The organism is Amycolatopsis kentuckyensis (assembly GCF_041679295.1).
GTDB lineage: Bacteria > Actinomycetota > Actinomycetes > Mycobacteriales > Pseudonocardiaceae > Amycolatopsis > Amycolatopsis kentuckyensis_A.
This window is the reverse complement of sequence record NZ_JBGDMD010000006.1, coordinates 330,457-350,886: the sequence shown is the minus strand read 5'-3', so window position 1 is coordinate 350,886 and position 20,430 is coordinate 330,457. Positions and strand designations below refer to the sequence as shown.

Annotated in this window: 20 protein-coding genes and 1 pseudogene; 10 read left to right on the top strand and 11 right to left on the bottom strand. The window is 70.4% G+C overall.

Features of this window, described 5'->3' with window-relative positions; genetic code table 11:
• Positions 1-3,541 precede the first annotated feature (3,541 nt).
• The gene (locus ACERZO_RS26860) at positions 3,542-3,787 is read left to right on the top strand and encodes a hypothetical protein (RefSeq protein WP_372667536.1); all 246 of its coding nucleotides are present in this window, start codon (positions 3,542-3,544) and stop codon (positions 3,785-3,787) included.
• Here the strand turns inward: ACERZO_RS26860 and ACERZO_RS50370 are convergent.
• From ACERZO_RS50370 to ACERZO_RS26845, 4 genes and pseudogenes are all read right to left on the bottom strand, one after another.
• Positions 3,694-4,071, bottom strand: a pseudogene (locus tag ACERZO_RS50370) (WXG100 family type VII secretion target); the annotation flags it as partial. The gene ACERZO_RS26860 and the pseudogene ACERZO_RS50370 sit on opposite strands and share 94 nt — an antisense overlap.
• Before the next feature lie 15 nt (positions 4,072-4,086).
• Entirely contained in the window at positions 4,087-4,410 is a 324-nt protein-coding gene (locus ACERZO_RS26855; protein WP_364448479.1) for a WXG100 family type VII secretion target, read from the bottom strand.
• Positions 4,410-4,943: a YbaB/EbfC family nucleoid-associated protein gene (locus tag ACERZO_RS26850; protein WP_372667535.1), complete on the bottom strand. Its 534-nt coding sequence runs from the start codon at positions 4,941-4,943 to the stop codon at positions 4,410-4,412. Before ACERZO_RS26850 ends, ACERZO_RS26855 begins: the two co-directional genes overlap by 1 nt.
• Before the next feature lie 142 nt (positions 4,944-5,085).
• Positions 5,086-6,378, bottom strand: a complete 1,293-nt coding sequence (locus tag ACERZO_RS26845; RefSeq protein ID WP_372667534.1) for an MFS transporter — start codon at positions 6,376-6,378, stop codon at positions 5,086-5,088.
• Between the two features lie 300 nt (positions 6,379-6,678).
• Between ACERZO_RS26845 and ACERZO_RS26840 the strand changes: the two genes are divergently transcribed.
• A complete protein-coding gene (locus ACERZO_RS26840) occupies positions 6,679-7,260 on the top strand; it encodes a YqgE/AlgH family protein (RefSeq protein WP_372667533.1) in 582 nt (193 codons plus the stop codon).
• On the opposite strand, the gene ACERZO_RS26835 is transcribed toward ACERZO_RS26840, so the two are convergent.
• Positions 7,257-7,679, bottom strand: a complete 423-nt coding sequence (locus tag ACERZO_RS26835) for an SdpI family protein (protein WP_372667532.1) — start codon at positions 7,677-7,679, stop codon at positions 7,257-7,259. The two genes, ACERZO_RS26840 and ACERZO_RS26835, sit on opposite strands and share 4 nt — an antisense overlap.
• Before the next feature lie 65 nt (positions 7,680-7,744).
• Between ACERZO_RS26835 and ACERZO_RS26830 the strand changes: the two genes are divergently transcribed.
• The 3 genes from ACERZO_RS26830 (at position 7,745) to ACERZO_RS26820 (ending at position 12,731) form a co-directional block, all read left to right on the top strand.
• Positions 7,745-8,905 carry an esterase-like activity of phytase family protein gene (locus ACERZO_RS26830; protein WP_372667531.1) on the top strand — a complete coding sequence of 387 codons (1,161 nt, stop codon included), beginning with the start codon at positions 7,745-7,747 and terminating at the stop codon, positions 8,903-8,905.
• A 157-nt stretch (positions 8,906-9,062) separates the two neighbouring features.
• Positions 9,063-11,903, top strand: coding sequence for a leucine--tRNA ligase (gene leuS / locus ACERZO_RS26825; protein WP_372667530.1), 2,841 nt, complete (start codon positions 9,063-9,065; stop codon positions 11,901-11,903).
• A gap of 90 nt (positions 11,904-11,993) precedes the next feature.
• A complete protein-coding gene (locus tag ACERZO_RS26820) occupies positions 11,994-12,731 on the top strand; it encodes an SDR family oxidoreductase (protein ID WP_372667529.1) in 738 nt (245 codons plus the stop codon).
• Here ACERZO_RS26820 and ACERZO_RS26815 read toward each other — a convergent pair.
• From ACERZO_RS26815 to ACERZO_RS26790, 6 genes are all read right to left on the bottom strand, one after another.
• On the bottom strand, positions 12,728-13,465 hold the full coding sequence (locus ACERZO_RS26815) for a TetR/AcrR family transcriptional regulator (protein ID WP_372667528.1): 738 nt from the start codon (positions 13,463-13,465) through the stop codon (positions 12,728-12,730). The genes ACERZO_RS26820 and ACERZO_RS26815 overlap by 4 nt on opposite strands.
• Positions 13,466-13,537: 72 nt before the next feature.
• Complete coding sequence (locus ACERZO_RS26810; protein WP_372667527.1) at positions 13,538-14,158, bottom strand: DUF3558 domain-containing protein; 621 nt, start codon at positions 14,156-14,158, stop codon at positions 13,538-13,540.
• A complete protein-coding gene (locus ACERZO_RS26805; RefSeq protein ID WP_372667526.1) occupies positions 14,155-14,553 on the bottom strand; it encodes a hypothetical protein in 399 nt (132 codons plus the stop codon). Before ACERZO_RS26805 ends, ACERZO_RS26810 begins: the two co-directional genes overlap by 4 nt.
• The gene (locus ACERZO_RS26800; protein WP_372667525.1) at positions 14,550-15,293 is read right to left on the bottom strand and encodes an ESX secretion-associated protein EspG; all 744 of its coding nucleotides are present in this window, start codon (positions 15,291-15,293) and stop codon (positions 14,550-14,552) included. The genes ACERZO_RS26805 and ACERZO_RS26800 overlap by 4 nt, the downstream gene beginning before the upstream one ends.
• Complete coding sequence (locus ACERZO_RS26795; RefSeq protein ID WP_372667524.1) at positions 15,290-16,657, bottom strand: hypothetical protein; 1,368 nt, start codon at positions 16,655-16,657, stop codon at positions 15,290-15,292. Before ACERZO_RS26795 ends, ACERZO_RS26800 begins: the two co-directional genes overlap by 4 nt.
• 60 nt (positions 16,658-16,717) lie before the next feature.
• Positions 16,718-17,098: a hypothetical protein gene (locus tag ACERZO_RS26790; protein ID WP_372667523.1), complete on the bottom strand. Its 381-nt coding sequence runs from the start codon at positions 17,096-17,098 to the stop codon at positions 16,718-16,720.
• 149 nt (positions 17,099-17,247) lie between these two features.
• Between ACERZO_RS26790 and ACERZO_RS26785 the strand changes: the two genes are divergently transcribed.
• From ACERZO_RS26785 to ACERZO_RS26765, 5 genes are all read left to right on the top strand, one after another.
• Positions 17,248-17,769: a YbaB/EbfC family nucleoid-associated protein gene (locus ACERZO_RS26785; protein ID WP_372667522.1), complete on the top strand. Its 522-nt coding sequence runs from the start codon at positions 17,248-17,250 to the stop codon at positions 17,767-17,769.
• 26 nt (positions 17,770-17,795) lie between these two features.
• The gene (locus ACERZO_RS26780) at positions 17,796-18,119 is read left to right on the top strand and encodes a hypothetical protein (RefSeq protein ID WP_372667521.1); all 324 of its coding nucleotides are present in this window, start codon (positions 17,796-17,798) and stop codon (positions 18,117-18,119) included.
• A 10-nt stretch (positions 18,120-18,129) separates the two neighbouring features.
• Entirely contained in the window at positions 18,130-19,095 is a 966-nt protein-coding gene (locus ACERZO_RS26775) for a WXG100 family type VII secretion target (RefSeq protein WP_372667520.1), read from the top strand.
• 104 nt (positions 19,096-19,199) lie between these two features.
• Complete coding sequence (locus tag ACERZO_RS26770) at positions 19,200-20,159, top strand: hypothetical protein (RefSeq protein ID WP_372667519.1); 960 nt, start codon at positions 19,200-19,202, stop codon at positions 20,157-20,159.
• On the top strand, positions 20,156-20,425 hold the full coding sequence (locus ACERZO_RS26765; RefSeq protein WP_372667518.1) for a hypothetical protein: 270 nt from the start codon (positions 20,156-20,158) through the stop codon (positions 20,423-20,425). Before ACERZO_RS26770 ends, ACERZO_RS26765 begins: the two co-directional genes overlap by 4 nt.
• Positions 20,426-20,430 lie beyond the last annotated feature (5 nt).

The following is a 20,430-nucleotide window of genomic DNA, read 5'->3' as shown; positions in this document are numbered from 1 at the left end:
CTGAGCGGCCGGCTCGGCCTCGGACTGCGGTTTCGCGGATCGCTCGTGCTCAGCGGTTTGTTCGGTGCCGTGCGGCCGTTCGCCAGGCCGCCCGTGAGCCGGTTCAGCGGACGGCTCACCCGTGGCAGGGCGATCCGGCGTGGGCCGCCCCGGCGCAGGCGCTTGCCCACCAGCGCCCGGCTCGGCAAGCGACCGGTCGCGCGCACCGGTTTGCGGCTCAGCCGGCTGATCGTGAACACCGGCGTGCTCGCCGGCCGGCGCGACCGTCCGCGGCGGATCAAAGGGACTCTGCGGCCCCCGACCCGAGTGCTCAGAGGGCGGCCCGAACCGCGGAGGCGGAACCTGAGACGGCCGCGCGAACCCCAACCGCGGATCAACAGGCGGCCGCCCACCCGGCGGCAGGGGCGGACGCCCACCAGGATGCGGACCCGGTCCCCGAGTCTGGTTCGGATACCCGGCCGGCCGCTGCCCACCGTTCATCCCAGCCTGCTGAGGCCCCCCAACAGCCGGCCGCTGCGACGGCATCCGCCGCGGATCCGGAGGCCCCCCACCCTGAGCGGGCGGCCCCCCATGCGCCGAATACCCACCAGGCCCCGACGGCCTCTGCCCACCCTGCCCCGGCTGCCCGCCTGGCGCAGGCCGCCCAGCTGGCGCTTGCCCGGCCTGGGGAGCTTGCCCACCGTGCGGAGCTTGGCCATCCTGTGGCTGCCCGCCTGGCGCAGGCCGCCCGCCTGGCGCTTGCCCGGCTGGGGGAGCTTGGCCACCGTGCGGAGCTTGGCCATCCTGCGGCTGCCCGCCGGGCGCAGGTCGCCCACTTGGCGCTTGCCCGGCTGGGGGAGCTTGGCCACCGTGCGGAGCTTGGCCACCCTGCGGCTGCCCGCCGTGCGATGGCAGGCCACCCTGGGGCTGCCCACCTCGCGGCGCTTGTCCTCCGTGTGGCAGCCCGCCGACCGGTGCTTGACCCCCCTGAGAAAGCCCGCCATGAGGAGGCTGACCACCCGGCACTTGCCCGCCATCCAGCGGCCGGCCACCCCGCGCGGGCGCGCCATGCAATGGCTGGCTGCCCTGAGCTGGCGCGCCTTGCAGTGGCTGGCTGCCCTGCGGCAGCCCACCGTGCGGCGGGTGGCCGACCTGCGCTTGAGCGCCGTGCGGCACGTTCCCACTCTGCGGCTGCCCACTCTGCGACTGCGCGCTGTGCAGGAGGCCATTGTTCGGTGGCTGGCCACCGTGCGCTTGTCCGCCCGGAGGAGTTCCGCCGTGCGGCGCCTGGCCGCCCTGGGGTAGCCCGCTGTGCGGGAGGCTGGTGTGCGGGGGCTGGCCGACGTGCGCTTGTCCGCTCGGGGGCATTCCGCCATGTGGCGCTGGGCCACTCTGGGGTAGCCCGGTGTGCGGTTGCCCGCTGTGCGGGAGGCTGGTGTGCGGGGGCTGGCTGACCTGCGCTTGTCCGCCCGGGGGCGGTCCCCCGTGCGGTGCTTGGCCACCCTGAGGGAGACCGCTCTGCGGCAGCCCGCCGTGCGATCGCCCACCGTTCGGCTGCTCACCAACCCGCGCTTGCCCGCCATGCGGCGGCTGCCCACCCGTGGCCGGGCCGCCATGCGGTGACTGCCCACTCGTAGCCGGGCCGCCATGCGGTGACTGCCCACCCGTGGCCGGGCCGCCATGCGGGGGCTGGCCACCGGTAGTCGGGCCGCTATGCGGCGGCTGCCCACCCGTGACCGGGCCACCATGCGGTGACTGCCCACTCGTGGCCGGGCCGCCATGCGGGGGCTGGCCAGCCTGCGGTGCCAACCCGCCGTGCGGCTGGCCGCCGCGGAACGGTTGCCCGCCCTGCTGCTGGCCACCCTGCTGCTGGCCGGGCGGCATTCGGCGCGGGTTTTGCGGGGGCACCCGTCGCTGCTGCTCGAGCGGTGGCTGCCCGCTACGCGTCGGGTTCTGGGAAGCCGGGCCACCACCGGCGGCGGGCATTCCAGCTGGTGGGGGCGACGCGAATCCGCCGGGCGGCGGGGCCTGCTGCCCCGACGGTCCGTTTTGGAACGGCGTCGGCCCTCCGTCCGCCGCGAACGGCTGGCTCGTACCCCCGGTGAAGCCCGCCGCTCCGACATTGTCCGCGGAGCGGCCGCCCATCTGGCGGCCTGCTTCCGGGCCGGAGCCCGGCGGCGCCATGCCGTAGCCGCCGTTCGAGGGTGCGGGCGACGGACCGCCGCCTGACGAGCTGCCCATCGACCCGCCCATCGGAGGCGCGGATCCGCCCACCGGCTGGCTCGGTGCCGGCGCCTGGGCCTGTTGCTGAGCTGCCGGAGCTTCGCCGAACCTTGTCTCGGGCTGCTGCGATGGCGCCGGACTGTCGCCCGCCGCTCGTACCTCGGGCTGCTGCTGGACGTGGTCGGCACTCGGGCGCGGCCCGTCGGACTCGGCCGCCGGGGACCGCGGCTCGACCGCCTGACGCTCCGGCGCGCTCTCCGCCCGTGGCACGGAGGCCTCGCCCCGGGATTCCGACGACGGCTCTCGCCGGGGATCTTCCCCACGCGACTCAGGCTCAGCCGACGACTCCCGCCGCGGCCCCTCGCCCCACGAATCCGGTTCCGAAGATGCTTCCCGCCGCGGTTGCTCGCCGCGCGACTCGGGCTCGGAAGACGGCTCGCGCCTCGACTCCGGTTCGGAAGAAGCTTCGCCCCGCGGCTCTTCCCCGCGAGATTCCGGCTCGGAGGACGGCTCCCGCCTCGACTCCGGTTCAGAAGACGACTCGCTCCGCGCCTCGGGTTCGGAGGGCGGCTCGCGCCGTGACTCGGGTCCAGAGGACGGCTCGCTCCGTGACTCGGGTTCGGACGACGACTCCCGCCGTGACTCGGGCTCGGAGGACGGCTCGCTCCGTGACTCGGGTTCGGACGACGACTCCCGCCGCGCCTCGGGCTCGGAGGACGGCTCGCTCCGTGACTCGGGTTCGGACGACGACTCCCGCCGTGACTCAGGTTCGGAAGAAGCCTCGCCCCGTGGCTCAGGCTCGGACGACGACGACTCCCGCCGTGACTCGGGCTCAGAAGCCCCCTCACCCCGCGACTCGGATTCCGAAGACGAACCCCCCTCATCCCCCGACCCACCAGCATCCCGCGGAACGTTCGCCTCATGAACGGCATGCATCTGCTCCTTGGCGCCCCCAACAGCCCCACCCACAGCCCCACTGGAAGCCCCGGTCAGCAACTGCTCCGCCGTCAAAGACCCCAAATCCCCGGTAACCGCCGCCTGCCCGACGGTCTGCGCAACCCCCTCCACCGCCCCCCGAGCCCCCGCCCGCAAAGCCGCGTCCGCCACCTGCCCCCCGGCAGAATGCGAAAGTCCCTCAGTAGCCCCCCGCCCGATCGACCCGGACGCCGCCCCGACCACCCCACCGACAGCGCCCGAAATCGCCGCGTCCGACGTCTTCGACCAGTCCCAGCTCTGGCGATCCCCCTTCGCCTTCTGCAAACCCTGGATCCCCGCGTCCATCCCCAGGTTGATGGCCTCGTTCTTGAGAACCTCCATGCCGATCTTCTTGAGACCCTGCTTGAGCAGCTTCTCCAGCAGCTCCTTCGCGACCTGCTTGAACCCCTGCTGCGCCAGCTTCTCGAGCAGCTGCCGGAACAGCATCTGCACGGTCATCCGCGTCGCGATCTGGGCCGGCGCGATGCCCGCCGTCGAGCCGCCGAACGTCACCGCTGCCGCCGCGATCATCGCCGCGATCTGGGCCGCCAGCACGATCAGCGAAATGATGATCATGTACTTCGTGTACTCGACGTCCAACGCCGTCTGATCACACGAATCGCCCAGTGCCTTGGCCGCGTCCGCCAGTTGCTTGAAGTACGCCTCGTCGCCCTCGACGAACTTCTTCCACTGCTCGACGAACGCGTCCGCGCCGTCGCCGGTCCAGTTGTCGCGGACTCCCGATGCCGCCTGGTTACCCGTCTCCGAGACCGGCGCGACCGCCGCCGACGCCGTGTGCCACGCGTCGCGCAACGCACGAAGCTTGGTCTCGTCGCCCTCCGGCCAGCTCTCGCCGACGACGATCGGCAGCAGCCACTTGACCGCGTCGGGCATCTCCATACCCACGGGTCATTGCCCCTTGCCGAGCTGCGAAGTCACGTCTTCGTCGGCGCCCGACAGCGCCTTCATCGACTTGGCGACGTTCTGCTGCATCCCCCGCAGCCCCTGCACGAGGTTCGTGAACCCCTCGACGGCCCCCTGCGAACCCGGCACGTAGTCCTTCGCGAACTCCTTGCCCGAGTCGTCGCCGCCCCAGCACTCGCCCTGCGCGTCGAGGGCACCCTGCAACGTCTTCAGCGCGCTCTCCAGCGCGTCCGCCGCCGTGGTGAAACCGTTCGACGCACGCAGGACGGCGTCGGGTTCCGCCGTGAACCCGGAGCCCCCTTCGGGCATCAGTCGCCCCTCGTCATCCAGGACGACGGCGGCTCCTCGTCCTCGTCACGCGGCGGGCGGACGCGCTTCGGGGCCGGCTTGGGTGCGGGCACGGGCGGTGGCACGGCCTCGTTGCGGAGGATCGAGCCACCCTCTTCGAAAGGCGCGGGCTGCGGCGCCGGCGTCTCGACGAACTCGGGGATCTGCGGCACCAGCCCGGCCAGCGACGGCGCGCCCTCGACGAGGTCCGCGAGGTCGGGCAGGCCTTCGGTGATCGGTGCCATCAGGTCGGCGATCTTCTGCTTGACCTGCAGCGTTCCCTGGCTCACCACCGTCTGGACGGTGTTCGCGAGCTGGGCGGGCGTCGTGCGGTCGAACGCGTTCGGCGCGATCTCGAGCTTCGCGAGGTTGCCGCCGGCGTCGATCGTGGCGCGGACCAGGCCGTCGGGGGAACTCACTTGCGCGGTGGTCTGGGCCGCCGCGGACTGGGCGTCACGCAGCTGCGCCGTCTGCCGCTCGAAGTTCTCCAGGAGGGTGTCCACCTGGTCCTTCATCGCGGCATTGCGTGCTTCGAGCCGTGCACGGTCGTCGCCCGCGGTGGTCACAGGTGCCCCCGGTGTCCCTCGAACCTACTAATGACTTGCCGTCACCCTAATGCCAATGGAGCAGTCACCGTGACCGGTTCGGGTGTTTGCCTCAGCGAATCGCGCGGCGCCGCGCCAGCACGTAGCCGGTTCCGCCGACCAGGTAGCAGACGGTCGCCGCGATCAACAGGCCCGGTGAACGGCCGTCGTCCGGCACGACGAGCGCGCCCAGCGATACCGCCGCCACCTGGGTGATGTTGAACAGCGTGTCGTACAGCGCGAAGACGCGGCCGCGGGCTTCGTCGGCGACGTCGAGCTGGATCGACGAATCGACGCAGAGCTTCAGCACCTGCCCCGCACCGGTGATGACGAACGACGCGAGCAGCGCCAGCGGCAGCAGCATCGGCAGGCCCAGCGCCGACTGCGCGATCGCGGCGAGCAGCAGCGATCCGAGCACCGCGCGTAGCCGGCCGAACTTCCGCAGCAGCCGCGCGGTCAGCAGCCCGGCGATCAGGATGCCGGCGCCGGCGAGCGCGGCCATCTGCCCGAGCCCGGGCAGGCCGGCGCGGAACACGCCGTGGTCGGTGAAGTAGTTCCGCATCAGCAGCACGGTGACCAGCAGCGACGCCCCGAACGACGCCCGGTGCGCGAAGAGCGCGATGAACCCGGCCGTGACGCTGGGGGCGCGCCACGCGTGCCGTGCGCCGTCCGCCAGTCCGCGCGCGACGGCCAGCACGGGGTTCGGCGGCTCGTCGACCACCGACGGCCCGAGCACGCCACGCGCGAAACCCCGCGCGATGAAGGCCGACACCAGCGTGCCGAGCACGGCGAACACCGTGGTCTCGGCCGATCCGAGGTCGTTGCTGCCGAAGAGCGCGCGAAGGCCGATTGCGCAGCCGCCACCGACGACGGCGACCGCCGACCCGAGCGTCGTCGCGAACGCGTTCGCCGTCACGACGCTCTCTTCTTCGACGACGTGCGGCAGCGACGCCGAAAGCCCGGAGCCGATGAAGCGCGAAATCCCCTCCGCGGCCAGGGCCAGCGTGAACAGGCCGAGCCCGCCCAGCCCGAAGCCGACGGCGGCCGCCGCGGCGACGATCGCCAGCCCGCGCAGGAGGTTCGCGAAGATCAGCACGCGACGCCGGTCCCAGCGGTCCAGCAGGGCACCGGCGAACGGCCCGACGATGGAGTACGGCAAGAGCAGCGCGGCGAACCCACCCGCGATGGCCAGCGGATCGGCGGCGCGCTCGGGGTTGAACAGGACGGCTCCGGCGAGGCCGGCGCGGAAGACGCCGTCGCCCCAGCTCGCCGCGAAGCGGGTGAAGAGCAGACGGCGGAAGTCGGGGTCCTTGAGCAGCTCGCGCGGCCCTCTTCGCGGTGTCGCCGTCCGAGCGCTGATCGTCACGAAGCCCAGGGTAAAGGGTGGCCGACGCACTCGAGGGGGGTCCGGGGGGCTTGCCCCCTGGTCAAACACCCTTAGGGCGAGCGCGCGAAGGTGGCAGAGCCACCGAGTAGAAGGTGGCCGACGCACTAAGGTCGCCTCTCGGCGGCTATGCGCAGTGTGGCTCCAGCCGGACGGTATTCCACAAAGGCGGTTCTTCAGTGAGCCCGGGGGACACGGAGTGCGCCGGCCACATGTTTCAAACGAGGCTGCTGGGGCGATTGTTCCCGAGCCGAAGTAATTCGCCGGGTCGGGGGTGGGATCATGGGTCGCGTGCCAGCGGACGCCGAGGTTGAACCGGGAACGCTCCTGGTCGCCGCCCCCACGATGGTCGACCCCAACTTCAAGCGGACCGTCGTGTTCGTCATCGATCACCGCGACGAGGGCACCCTCGGCGTCGTCCTGAACCGCCCGAGCGACGTCGCCGTGCACGACGTCCTGCCGAACTGGGGCGGGCACGTCGCCGAGCCGCAGGCGGTGTTCGTCGGCGGGCCGGTCGAGAAGAAAACGGCGCTGTGCCTGGCCGCGCTGCGCACCGGCGAGACGGCGGCGAGCGTCCCGGGCGTGATCGCGGTCCGCGGGCCGGTCGCCCTGGTCGACCTGGACACCGACCCCGAAGTGCTGGTGCCGAAGGTCCGCGGCGTGCGCGTCTTCGCCGGGTACGCGGGCTGGGACTCCGGTCAGCTGGCCGGCGAGATCGAACGCGAAGACTGGGTCATCGTGCCCGCGCTGCCGAGCGACATCCTGGCTTCGCCGGGCGGCGACCTGTGGAGCCAGGTGCTGCGCCGCCAGGGCATCCCGCTCGCGTTACTGGCCACCCACCCGGGCGACCTCCAGCGGAATTAGGCTTCTTCCTTCTTGAAGACGCCGCAGCCGCCGGCGCCGCACGCGCAGCCGCTGCAGGCTGCTTGTTGCTGCGCCGGAGCCGGCGCGGGCACGGTCAGCGCGGCGCGGTTGCCGAGCACCCCGCCGCCCATGACCAGCACCAGCATCGCGAGCACGCCCGCGAGCGCGGCCGAGACGAGACCACCGGTCGTCGGCATGGCCAGCCCGGCGAGCCCGGTGAGCACGGCGATCGCGCCCCCGGCCATGGTCGGCAGGCCCGCGACGCGGTTGGCCAGCTTGAAGGCTTCCTCGCTGCGCAACGCCGCTTCCGTGCGCACCCCGGTGCCGCCCTCGCGCGTCAAGCGCTCGCGGAACCCGAGGAACCCACCAAAACCGACGAGCAGACCCAGCACGACCGGAACCAGCGCGATAGCGAACACGGGTCAAGGATAAGCGTGACGTCCCGGCAACCTGCCGGATACCCTGATCGACTGTGCTACAGGCCATGTCACCGCGTGTACTGCCCACCGTCCTGACCGCTGCCCTGATCGGGGGAATCCTCGCCGCGACACCGGCGAGTGCCACCGAGAGTCACCAGCGGCCCGTCCGGCTGCTCGGCGAGCAGATCGTCCCGAACTCCCTGCAGTTCCAGGGCACGACGGTCGGCGGCCTGTCCAGCATCGACTACGACCCCCGGACCGGCGGCTACGCGCTGATCTGCGACGACCGGTCGGCGATCAACCCGGCCCGCTTCTACACGGCGACCTTCCCGGTCTCCGTGAACGGCGTCGGTCCGGTCACCCTCACCGGCACGAAGCCGCTCCTGCGCCCCGACGGCACGCCGTACCCGCCGCTGGCGCAGAACGACCCGGCGAAGCCGCAGAACGAGCAGACGATCGACCCCGAAGAGCTGCGCGTCGACCCGTGGACCGGCGGCTACTACTGGTCGCAGGAGGGCGAGCGGACGGCGACGACGTTGATCGACCCGTCGATCCGCGAGGCGCGCCGCGACGGCGAATACGTCCGCGACCTGCCGATTCCCGCGAACGAGAAGATGACGCCGACGGCCGGGCCGCGGCAGAACCTCGTCCTCGAGGGCCTCACGTTCGCCGGCTTCGGCGCGCTGATCGCCAGTGACGTCGAGGGCCCGCTGCTGCAGGACGGCCCGGAGTCGACCCGCACGACCGGCGGCGTCTCCCGGATCACGCTGCAGGGCCGCTACGGCCCGGTGCTGGCGCAGTACGCCTACCCGCAGGAGCCGATTTTCGCGTCACCGGTGCCCGCCGGCGCGTTCGCGACCACCGGCGTCTCCTCGATGCTGGCCGTCGACCAGGCCGACCCGACGAAGTTCCTGATGATGGAGCGCTCGTTCGTGACCGGCGTCGGCAACAAGGTGCGCGTCTACGAGATCGACACGAAGGGCGCGACGAACGTCCTGAATGTCAAATCCCTGGCCGACGCCAAGAACGTGAAGCCGGTGAAGAAGCGGTTCCTCTTCGACGCGGCCGACCTCGGCTTGTCCACAGTGGACAACCTCGAGGGCATGACGTGGGGGCCGAAGCTGCCGAACGGCGAGCGCAGCTTGATCTTGGTCAGCGACAACAACTTCTCCGCGACCCAGGTCACCCAGTTCGTCGCACTGGCGGTCCCCTCGGAACGGCTTTGACCAGCAAGTTACGATGAAGGTATGAACACGGCTCGGCTGCTCCTTAGCCTGCCGCGCTGACCGGGCCCGGCCCGGCCGGCGCGGCGACCCCTCATGCCCTGGTGGCTGAGGGGTCGAGTTGTTTCTGGAGTAGGTCGAAACGCGAAGGATGACGGCGATGACTGAGGCGACAGGGACCGACGTCCCGGCGCACCGCTACACGGCCGCGCTGGCGGGTCAGATCGAGCAGCGCTGGCAGGACCACTGGGCCGACCAGGGGACCTTCCACGCGCCGAACCCCGTCGGGCCGCTCGCCGTCGAGGGGCAGCCGGTGCCCAGCGACAAGCTGTTCGTCCAGGACATGTTCCCGTACCCGTCGGGCTCCGGCCTGCACGTCGGGCACCCGCTGGGCTTCATCAGCACCGACGTCTTCGCCCGGTACCACCGGATGATCGGGCGCAACGTGCTACACACGATGGGCTTCGACGCGTTCGGCCTGCCGGCCGAGCAGTACGCGGTCCAGACCGGGCAGCACCCGCGCAAGACGACCGAGGAGAACATCCGGACCTACCTGCGCCAGATCCGGCGCCTGGGCCTGGGCCACGACGAACGCCGGCGCATCTCCACGATCGACCCCGAGTACTACCGCTGGACGCAGTGGATCTTCCTGCAGATCTTCAACAGCTGGTACGACACGGAGGCGGGCAAGGCCCGCCCGATCGCCGAGCTGGAGGCCGCCTTCGCGGACGGCTCCCGGCCGACGCCGGACGGCCGTGACTGGGCGTCGCTGAGCGCGTCCGAGCGGAAGAAGGTGATCGACGACCACCGGCTGGTGTACATCTCCGAAGCGCCGGTCAACTGGTGCCCGGGCCTGGGCACGGTCCTGTCGAACGAAGAGGTCACCGCCGACGGCCGCAGCGAGCGCGGCAACTTCCCCGTCTTCCGCCGCAACCTGCGGCAGTGGATGATGCGGATCACCGCGTACGCCGATCGCCTGGTCGACGACCTGGACCTGCTGGACTGGCCGGAGAAGGTCAAGTCCATGCAGCGGAACTGGATCGGCCGCTCGCACGGCGCCCGCGTCACGTTCAAGACCGGCGAAGACGCGATCGAGGTCTTCACGACCCGGCCGGACACGCTGTTCGGCGCGACCTACATGGTGCTGGCGCCGGAGCACCCGCTGGTCGACAAGCTGGTCACTTCGGCCTGGCCCGAGGACGTCGACTCTCGCTGGACCGGTGGCGCGGCGACGCCCGCCGAGGCCATCAAGGAGTACCGCGTCGCCGCGTCGCGGAAGTCCGAGCTGGACCGGCAGGAGAACAAGGAGAAGACCGGCGTCTTCACCGGCGCGTACGCGACGAACCCGGTCAACGACCAGCAGATCCCGATCTTCGTCGCCGACTACGTGCTGATGGGCTACGGCACCGGCGCGATCATGGCCGTCCCCGGCCAGGACGTCCGCGACTGGGAGTTCGCCGAGAAGTTCGGGCTGGACATCGTCCGGACCGTGCAGCCGTCGGAGGGCTTCGACGGCAAGGCGTTCACCGGTGACGGCCCGGCGATCAACTCGGGCTTCCTGGACGGCATGGACGTCGCCGAAGCCAAGAAGACGATCATCGACTGGCTGTCGGAGAAGGGCGCCGGCACCGGGACCGTGCAGTACAAGCTGCGCGACTGGCTGTTCTCGCGCCAGCGCTACTGGGGCGAGCCGTTCCCGGTGGTCTACGACGAGGACGGCGAAGTCCACGCCGTGCCCGAGTCGATGCTGCCCATCGAGCTGCCCGAGGTCGCCGACTACTCGCCGGTGACGTTCGACCCCGAGGACCGCGACTCGATGCCGTCGTCGCCGCTGGCGCGCGCGACGGACTGGGTCGAGGTCGAGCTGGACCTGGGCGACGGCGTCAAGAAGTACCGCCGCGACATCAACACGATGCCGAACTGGGCGGGTTCCTGCTGGTACCAGCTGCGCTACCTGGACCCGACGAACAGCGAGACGTTCTGCGCGCCGGAGAACGAGCAGTACTGGATGGGCCCGCGGCCGGGCGAGTACGGCGCGGACGACACCGGCGGCGTGGACCTGTACGTCGGCGGCGTCGAGCACGCGGTGCTGCACCTGCTGTACTCGCGGTTCTGGCACAAGGTGCTGTTCGACCTGGGGCACGTCACTTCGAAGGAGCCGTACCGGAAGCTGTTCAACCAGGGCTACATCGAGGCGTACGCGTACACCGACTCGCGCGGCGTCTACGTCCCGGCCGAGCAGGTCGAGGAGCGCGACGGGAAGTACTTCTTCAACGGCGAAGAGGTCACCCAGGAGTACGGCAAGATGGGCAAGAGCCTGAAGAACGTCGTCACGCCGGACGAGATGGCCGAGAACTACGGCGCCGACACGTTCCGGTTCTACGAGATGGCGATGGGCCCGCTGGCCATGTCGCGCCCGTGGGCGACGAAGGACGTCGTCGGTGCGCACCGGTTCCTGCAGCGGCTGTGGCGCCTGGTCGTCGACGAGGCGACCGGCGAGCTGCGAGTGTCCACTGAGGACGCTTCGGAGGCGGATCGCAAGGCGCTGCACCGCACGATTTCCGGCGTCCGCGAGGACTACGCGGAGATGCGGTTCAACACGGCCGGCGCGAAGCTGATCGAGCTGAACAACCACGTCACCAAGGTGTACGGCGCGGCCGCGTCGACGCCGCGTGAGCTGGCCGAGCCGCTGGTGCTGATGCTGGCGCCGCTGGCCCCGCACCTGGCGGAGGAGCTGTGGCACCGGCTGGGCCACGCGGATTCGCTGGTGCAGGGCCCGTTCCCGGTGGTGGACGAGAAGTACCTGGTCGAGGACTCCGTCGAGTACCCGATCCAGGTCAACGGCAAGGTCCGGTCCCGGGTGACGGTCGCGGCTTCCGCGTCACAGGACGAGGTCCAGGCGGCGGCGCTGGCGGACGAGAAGGTCGCGGCCATGGTCGGCGACGGCTCGCCGCGCAAGGTGATCGTGGTGCCGGGGCGGCTGGTCAACATCGTCCTGTAGCGCGCTGTCGGAAAGCCGCCGGTGCTTGTCTTGTGTTCTCGATTTGATTGAGCAGTCAACGAAAACGGCTCGATCAAAGGAGAACCGGGGATGACCCTCGACGGCAAGGTGGCGCTGGTGACGGGCGGCAGCCGGGGCATCGGCGCGGCCACGGCACTGCGGCTCGCCGAGGACGGCGCGGACGTCGCGCTGACGTACGTGCACAACGCCGCGCGGGCGGCCGAGGTGGTCGAGCAGATCAAGAACCTCGGCCGCCGCGCGCTGGCGGTCCAGGCCGATTCGGCGGACGCCGCGGCGGTTTCGGCCGCCGTTTCGGCCGCGGTGGCGGAGTTCGGCCGGCTGGACGTGCTGGTGAACAACGCGGGCGTCGGGTTCGTGGGCGCGTTCGACGAGACTTCGCTGGAGGACGTCGACCGCGTGCTGGCGGTGAACGTCCGTGGCGTGTTCGCGGCGACCCAGGCCGCGGCCGGCGTGCTGGGCGACGGCGGCCGCGTCATCACGATCGGCAGCTGCGTCACGGACCGCGTGCCCGGCCCGGGCATGGCGCTGTACGCGACGAGCAAGGCGGCGATGGTGGGTCTGACCAAGGCGCTGGCGCGCGAACTGGGGCCGCGCGGCATCACGGTCAACCTGGTCCACCCGGGCCCGACGGACACGGACATGAACCCGGCCGACGGCCCTTACGCGGCCGACCAGCGCGCGCTGACGGCGTTCGACCGCTACGGGGCGCCGTCGGAGGTGGCCGCGGCGGTCGCCTACCTGGCTTCACCTGGCGCTGAGTACGTGACGGCGGCGGTGCTGTCGGTGGACGGCGGCCACGCGGCCTAGCCGGAGTAGAGCCCGATCTCCCGGGCGAGGTCGATGAGCATGGCCTCGAACAGGACGTCCGGCTTGGACATCGGGATCGGGTAGTTGCCGAAGACCTCGAGCGTGACGTGCCCGTAGAGCCGGGCCCAGAACTGGATCATCAGGTACGTCACGCCGAGGTCGAGCTTCTCCACCGGAACGTCGTGATCGGCCTCGGCGAGCACGGCGCTCAGCGACTCCTGGAAGGTCTTGAAGTCGTCCCGCAGCTCGTCGGGCACCCCGCTGGCGGACGGCAGCACGATGTCGGTCCGCGCGAGCACCCGCCCGGCGGCGGCGAGGAAGATCCGCCCGAACGGCTCGTCGACCCGGCTCAGCGCACTCCCGGCCGCCGAGCCCACACCGCCGGTCGGGGACGCGAAGACGAGCGTGAATTCCTTCGTGTGGGTGAGCGCCCAGCGCCGGAAGCCCTTGCAGATGGCGAACAGCTGCAGCATGCCGTCATCGGGCAGCTCGGCGATCTCTTCGGCGAGCTCGTCGGCCAGGTCGGCGCAGACGTCCAGCCGCAGGTTCTCGACGAGGTCATCCCGCGATTCGTAGTACCGGTAGAGCGCGGGCGCGGTGATCCCCAGCTCCCGCGCGATGGCGCGCAGCGTGACCGCCTCCGGCCCCTGCTCGACGAGCAGCTTCCGGGCGGTCCGCCGGATGTCCTGTTCGGTAGCCGCACGCGCGCGACCCCTGCGGGTGGGGTGGCTCATCCGAACAGTCTAGGTGCTTACTACGACAAGTCTTGCATTAACGCGATGTCGGCCGTAACGAAAAGGCCCAGCTCAGGCGCGCGCCTTGAGGTTGGTCAGCACGGTGTCGGCCACCCCGCGCCCGAGCTGGCAGGCGTCCTTGCCGGCCTGGACCGCCGAGTCGCCGATGCTGAGCGAGACGGAGTACGACAGGTCATCCGCGATGCCGACGACGATCACACACGTTCGGTCGTCGGTGGTTCCGACACCGACATAACCCACGGCCGGGTAGCCCTGCACCGGATCCAGGTTGTCGACCCACCGCTTTGCCTTGGGCTTCACGTTCTTGTAAGCGAGACTGATTCCCTGGCCGGGCTTGGTGTCGTAGCCGACCAGGATTCCGGCGGCCGATCCCGATGCGCTGGTCCAGTCGCAGGTCGGACCCAATTCCGTGTCCTGCGAATCGGGTGCGTTCGTCTGCCCGAGATAGCCCTGGACCTGTTCGGCGGTCAGTGCCGAATCGCACGGACTGCCGTCCAGCACCTTGGCGGGTAGCGGGTTGTCGACCTTGGGAGCACCGCTGTTGGGCAGGTTCGAGCTGCTCGTCGGTGCGGGCGTCGGCGTGCCGGCCACCGTGTCCTTGCCTGTGCAGGCGGTCAGCACAGTCACTCCAGCCGTGACCAGCGCGACGGTGGTGAGAATCCGATGCCTCATTCGAGTGACCCCTTGATCGTCTTGGTCGAGTCTGCAGCCTGCTGGTCCGCTGCCTCGGTAATGCCAAGGGCTTGCTGCAATCTCCGGATCAACTCCGTCAGGTAGTTGAACTGGTACTGCAGGTGTCCTTTGTAGTACGAGCCGGACTCATTGATTCCATTCGGCCCGTTCACCGCGGCTTGGCTGACCGGTTCCTCCGCTGGCGGCATCGCCAGGAACAAGTGATCGGCTGCTCGTATCTGCTGAACGAGGGTTTCGCGTTGGTCCTTGGCCTTCTTGAGCATCGCGCGCATCTCGTCCGAGCTCATCGCGAACCCCTGCCCACCAGCAGGTGGCGCCCCCGCGCTCGGCATGTCCGTCGCCCAGAAGCCGATCCCGCTGAAGAAGTCCGTCATCGCCCTCCCCCTAACCCGTTCAGGGTCGCGTACAGCGCATCGGTCAGCGCAACCCGGGTCCCCGGCTGGAAGCTGACCATCCGCTCGCGCCCCGGATACACGTACGTCAGCACCCGCCCGGTCCCAGCGACATCCACGGCCGTGATCGGCGCACTCCGAGAACCCCGGTTAACGGCGTAGCACTGGTGCAGCCCCGTCCGCCGAGCAGCCATCAGCCGACGAGCCCACGGCAACGGATCCCGCCCCCGGTCAACAGTCGGGTCGTCGAGGTCGTACGACTCCTCCACCGCCCGGCCCGAGAACCGCGCCTCCGGAATCGACACCGCCGAAATCCGCGCCGGCGGGACCGGCGGCAGCACGTCCACCAGCGACTCCGCCAGCCGCGACGGTTCCACGACGTCGATCCGGACCGTCTCGTCCTTCCGGATCAGCCGCAGCGCGTCCGGCCCGGACGCGGACACGAGCACCGCGCCCGACTCGTCCGCTTCGATGTCGCCCAGCCACGCCGTGAACTGGTGGGCGCCCTTCGCCAGGACACGCAGGACGTCGCGGAACTCGCGCGTCAACGTGCCGCCCGCGGCGAGGCGGAGCGAGGCCAGGACGTCGAGGACCTGCTCCTCGAGCCGCTTGCGGGTCTCCTCGCCGAGCCAGAGGTTGTCGGCGCCGAGGACCGCCGGTGGTGGGCCGTGGCGTTCCCACTCCCACGCCGTGAGCAGGGCGGCCTTGGGCAGGAAGATCACAGCCCGATCACCGGCGGGACCGTCCGCTCGTCGGAGCCGCCGAAGATGCTCTCCGGGTCCGCCTCCACCAGGTACGACGCGCGCTGGTGCTCCGCGTCCTCCTCGCCCTTGCCGCCCTTGGCGCCTTGGCCCATGCCGCCCATCCCCGGCGAGCCCGGCTTGCCCGCCGCGCCGCCGCGGACCCCGCCGGCCGCGCCGGGACGTCCTTCGCCGGGGACGCCGGCTCCGGTCGCCGCGCCTGGACCGCGGGTTCCCGCGCCGGTGCCGCCTGCCCCGGAGGATGAGCCCGGCCCGAAGCCGCCGCCAGGGCCGAAACCAGGCCCGAAGCCGGGACCGGACCCACCTCCAGGACCCGAGCCGGGGCCGAACCCCGTCCCCGGTGGCTGGTAGCCCGGCGGGTACTGCGTCGACGGCGGCACGTAACTCTGCGCGCGAACGCTGTCATCCACACCGGACGGGTGAGAGCCCGGCGGTGGCGTCACCTGCCCGGGCGGCGTGACGTGACCCGGCGGCGGTGGCTGGACGACCGGTGGGTGGACCGCCGGCGGCGGCTGCACCTGGGCGCCGATCGACCGGTCGTCGTCGCCACCGGTCGGCGTCCGCTTCCGAGGCGGCGGCGGCTCGACGGGCTTCTTCGGGTCCTGCACCGTGAAGTCGCCGCCGGTGTACTCGCGGAGCTGGCCGTAGTCGATCGTCCGGGCCGCGGTGTTCGAGCTGGACTGCTGCGAGTACGCGTTGTACCGCTCGACGTTCTCCTGGGCCTTCTGGTTGTACTGGTTGATCTTGTCTTCGGTGTCGGTGTCCCACGGCGTCGCGACGTCCCAGGCGCTGCGCGTCGGTGGCTGGTCGGTGACGTCCGGGTGCAGCGAGTTCTTCATCTGGTGGAACTGGTCGATCTGCGTCTGGGCCAGCGTCGAGTTGCGGTCCAGCGTCGTGGACGCCGAGGTCGCCGACGCCGTCAACGGCTGGAGCCGCTCCCGGGCCGCGTCGGACGCGCCACCCGTCCACGCGGATTCGAGACCGGAAGTCAGCTCGCGCGTGCCCTGCTCGAGCTGACGCTGGTAAGCCGACTGGTCGACGCCCGCCTGGTGCACCTTCTGCAGCGACTCGGTGCCGGGACCGGTCATCACGGCCTGGACCAGCTGGCCGGGTGACAGCCCGGAAGCCTGCGGGTTCGCCGCCCCGGTACCGGTCTGCGAGCCGACGTACGCCCCCGCGACCGCGCCGGGAATCCCGCCTGCGAGCAGGCCGACGCCCGCGCCGGTCAAGACGTTGCCGAGCCGCTCACCACCCGACTGGACGGCGTGCGCGATCTCCGACCCGACGTGCTTGGCAGCGTCGAGCATGTCGCCGAACAACCCCACCGAACCGCGCTCCCCTCGCGTTCGATCTCCCCTCTTGCGTCACGGACAATACCCCACCGGTTACCGGCCGTGTGAGGAATCGACCAGGTCAGGCGATCGCACCTGCCACCGCGCCAATGGCCGGAGCGCCCACATGCACACGACGGCCATGCCGAGCGCGACGAAGAAGTGCACGACCCACGCCCCGACGAGCGAGGGCCCACCCCATGACCCGGCGGCCCCGGCCTCGGTCCAGAAGAACCCGTAGGTCCCGATCCGCCCGACGAGGTACCAGACCAGCAAGCCGAGCGGAAAAGCCAAGACGGCGGCGCCGAAGCCACCCGGTCTCGGCTCGGCACCCAGCCACCGCCGCGCCAGCCGCGTCCGCGCCTTCGGGCCGGCCAGGTACGCGGGCAGCGCGAGGGCCGCGTAGATCGTCCGTTTCCAGTCGGAGATGTTCATGAAAAGGCACGCTACGAGCCGCTGACCAGTGCGAACACCGGGCTTACCGCCCGGAAGGGTGGGGAAAACCGGAACTCCCCCGAAACTGTCGGGCCGGTGTGCCACACTCGGTCGCCGTACGGCTACTGACGTGAACAGGGGAGGTTCGCGTGTCGAACCCTGAGCAACTGCTGGCTGGCTTTGACGCCAGGATCGCCGAGGCCAAGCAGCGGGGTGACCGCATGCAGGCCGAGATGGCGACGGTCTCCGTGTCCGAGCGCAGCCAGGACGGCCAGATCGCGGTGAAGGTCAACCACCTCGGCAACCTGGTGGGGCTGGAGATCGGGCACGCGGTGCGGGACAAGGCGAACCTCGCCGACGAGATCCTGCGGACCGTCAAGCGCGCGCAGAGCAAGCTGGCGGATGCCGTGCAGGCCGGAATGCCCTCGATCGCGGGCACCGAGACCATGAACGAGCTGGTCCGGCAACTCCACGACGAATTCCCGGAGCCGGAGCCGCAAGGCTTCGTGGACGGCGGCCACGCGGCGACCGCGACCGACGGGGCGCGCTTCATCGCCGAGGAGGAGCCGCCGTCGCCGCCGGAGGCGAAGCCGAAATCCGCGCCGTCGCGGCCCGCACCTGAGACCGGCGCCGACGACGACTACTTCAGCGACGGCGACTACCTGCGCTGACCAGGGCAACGAGGGAGGGGAACACCGTGAACAACCCGCAGCCGGACATCCGGATCAAGCCGGAGCAATTGCTGTCCCACGCGAAGAAGCTCGAACCGTTCGTCGACCGGTTCGCGAAGACGCTGGACGCGGCGGCCCAGGTCGTCGACCCGATGGCGTTCGGCCTCATCGGCCAGGCCTGCGGTCTCGGCGCGCTGTGCGGCGTCGCCCAGACCCTGGGGAGCGACTCCATCGGCCACGCGAAGAACGTGGCCCAAGAGCAGATCGACCGCGTCCGCACCTGGTCCCAGCACGTCGAATGGCGCGAGCAGGACGTCAAGGCGAGCTTGGAAGGCATTCACATTGACTGAGAACGGGTTGGTGACGGAAGCCAAGAAGAAGGTCGACGAAGGTTCTTCGGCGCTCGAAGGCGCCGGGATGGCGCAGGACTTCTGGGACGCCGCAACGAAAGCGGCCGACGGCGACTGGACCGAAGGACTGCTCAACCTCGGCTTCGGTGCCATGGGCGTGATGGACTTCCTCCGGGACCCGATCGCCGGCCTGGCCAGCATGGGGCTCGGCTGGCTGATCGAGCACGTCGAGTTCCTGCGCGCCCCGCTCGACTGGGTGACCGGGAACCAGGAACAGCTCGACGTCATGCAGGAGACGTGGAGCGGCATCAGCGACGAGATCGACGCCATCGCCAAAGACCTCCTCGAGACCGTGAAGGCCGACAGCGCGGAGTGGCAGGGACAAGGTGCGGACGCCTATCGCGCGTTCGCCGCCGAGCTCGGCGACATGTACTCCGGGGTCGCGGGTGGCGCGAAGGCCGTCTCCGTCCTGATCGACGTCTGCAAGAGCATCCTGAACGTCGTGCGCAGCGTGCTGCGGGACCTGCTCACCGAATGCATCGGCAAGCTGATCAGCATCCTCATGCGGTACCCGGGCCCCGCCGCGCCGGCGGGCCTGGCCGGTGAGGGCACGGCCGAGATCGTCAGCTGCGGCACGCGGATGTCGGAGTGGGTGCAGAAGCTGATGCGTGCCTTCCAGAAGGGCATCAGTCAGTTCAACCACCTCAGCGGGCTTTTCCGAACCGTCGGCCAGAAGCTGCTCGCGGCTCTGCGGGACGCGGCTCACGCGGCGCCGGGCATCTTCAAGGACGGGCTCAAGGAGCTGCCCAAGGCAGTCGGTGAAGAGGCCGGCAAGGAAGCGGGCAAGAAGACCGCGGGCGCCTACGACGAGGCGGACAAGAACTACCGCGAAAACCACTACAACGAGAAGAAGCCCGCAGCCGCCGAACCTGTCTTCCAGCAGCAAGGCGGTCAGCGCATTTCCGGGTCGATTTAGCCGCCGTGGTCTCCACGACTCCCGGCGAGCCGGAAACGGACGCGGTCCGGGTCCGGCTCCCGATCCACAATCCGCCGTCCGAACTGAGAACGGCCGTCGGGTGCATGGCGTTCTTCGGTGTTTTGCTCGCTGCCGCGGCCTGCGCCTTGGCGTGGGTGCGCAGCGGTGACCCGGTCATGTACCTGGTCTCGCCCGTGCTCGGCGCGCTGGCATTGCTCTGCTTCTGCGCCGGACCGCTCCTGCGGCGGTACATCCGGCGCAACGGCGCGCTGGTGACGGCGAGGGTCGAATTCGGCCCCGATGGGTTCCGGCAACCGCTCGAGGACAAGACGACGCTCGTCCTCCCGTGGCACGACGTCCGCCGGTTCGACTTTCGCGGTGGCCGGCCCGGTGACCGGGTGTCGCTCGCGGTTTCGCTGGTGGACGACGACGCGATCCGGAACCTGAACCCCGACTGTCGGCACAAATCCGAAGACGGCTACATCCTGTCGTCGGCGATGGCCCGGGAAGAGGCAGAAAAGGCGTCCGCGGCGATCGAGCGGTACCGCCCCGGCCTCGTGCGGTGGACCTCCCAGAACGTTCGGCGCGGCGGCTTCGGCGTGCCGAACCCGGTGAAACAACTGGTGAAACGCTGGAGCGCGGACCAGTCACGCACGCTGGTCCGCGCCGAGCAGGCGTCCACCGGCCGGCTGTTCGTCCTGTGGACGGCTTGGCTGGCCGTCATCGCCGACTTCGTCGCGCCGGCCTTCTACGACATCCCGCCGGGGATCCCGTTGCCCGTCGCCGTGACGATCTGGGTGCTGCTGTACCTGACGCGCTATCGGGGCGAACTCGGCGAGTTCGCCCTCTCTGCCGACGCGATCACCTGGCGTCCCAAGGAAGGCGACCCGATCAGGGTGCGGCGCACCGACCTCGCCAGGTTGAGTGCCTCATCCTCGGCGAAGAAAGCCACGCGCCACTACGTTTCGGTCCACGCGGTCCTCCGTCGCGGTGAGGATCGGCGATTGGCGGCGAAAGTCTCCCCGGGCGCGGCCAAGGCCGTGTTGAGGTTGGTGACCGCGTGAACGAAAGTGTGGTCATCTCGCGGACGGAGGGTCGGCACTGGATCCTCGCCGGGGTGCTGCTCCTCGTCGCCGGCGGGTTCGTCTGGCTGACGCTGGCTTCGCAGCGAAGACCGGGCGCAGCGGGCTGGGTTTTCGGCGGAGCCTTTGGGCTGCTCGGCTTGATCTTGGTCTCCCGCTCGCTGCCTGAACCCGTCGTCGACGAACTGGTTCTCGACGTCTCGGGGATTTCGCGCATCGTCGGCGGAGTCGTCTGGGCGGTGCGCTGAGATGA

What these genes read in the sequence shown, in the direction of transcription:
- ACERZO_RS26855 (WP_364448479.1), bottom strand. Translation starts at nt 4,410, where the DNA reads ATGCCCGAAGGGGGCTCCGGGTTCACGGCGGAACCCGACGCCGTCCTG.
- ACERZO_RS26850 (WP_372667535.1), bottom strand. Translation starts at nt 4,943, where the DNA reads ATGAAGGACCAGGTGGACACCCTCCTGGAGAACTTCGAGCGGCAGACG.
- ACERZO_RS26840 (WP_372667533.1), top strand. Translation starts at nt 6,679, where the DNA reads ATGGGTCGCGTGCCAGCGGACGCCGAGGTTGAACCGGGAACGCTCCTG.
- ACERZO_RS26830 (WP_372667531.1), top strand. Translation starts at nt 7,745, where the DNA reads ATGTCACCGCGTGTACTGCCCACCGTCCTGACCGCTGCCCTGATCGGG.
- leuS (WP_372667530.1), top strand. Translation starts at nt 9,063, where the DNA reads ATGACTGAGGCGACAGGGACCGACGTCCCGGCGCACCGCTACACGGCC.
- ACERZO_RS26820 (WP_372667529.1), top strand. Translation starts at nt 11,994, where the DNA reads ATGACCCTCGACGGCAAGGTGGCGCTGGTGACGGGCGGCAGCCGGGGC.
- ACERZO_RS26815 (WP_372667528.1), bottom strand. Translation starts at nt 13,465, where the DNA reads ATGAGCCACCCCACCCGCAGGGGTCGCGCGCGTGCGGCTACCGAACAG.
- ACERZO_RS26810 (WP_372667527.1), bottom strand. Translation starts at nt 14,158, where the DNA reads ATGAGGCATCGGATTCTCACCACCGTCGCGCTGGTCACGGCTGGAGTG.
- ACERZO_RS26805 (WP_372667526.1), bottom strand. Translation starts at nt 14,553, where the DNA reads ATGACGGACTTCTTCAGCGGGATCGGCTTCTGGGCGACGGACATGCCG.
- ACERZO_RS26790 (WP_372667523.1), bottom strand. Translation starts at nt 17,098, where the DNA reads ATGAACATCTCCGACTGGAAACGGACGATCTACGCGGCCCTCGCGCTG.
- ACERZO_RS26770 (WP_372667519.1), top strand. Translation starts at nt 19,200, where the DNA reads ATGGCGTTCTTCGGTGTTTTGCTCGCTGCCGCGGCCTGCGCCTTGGCG.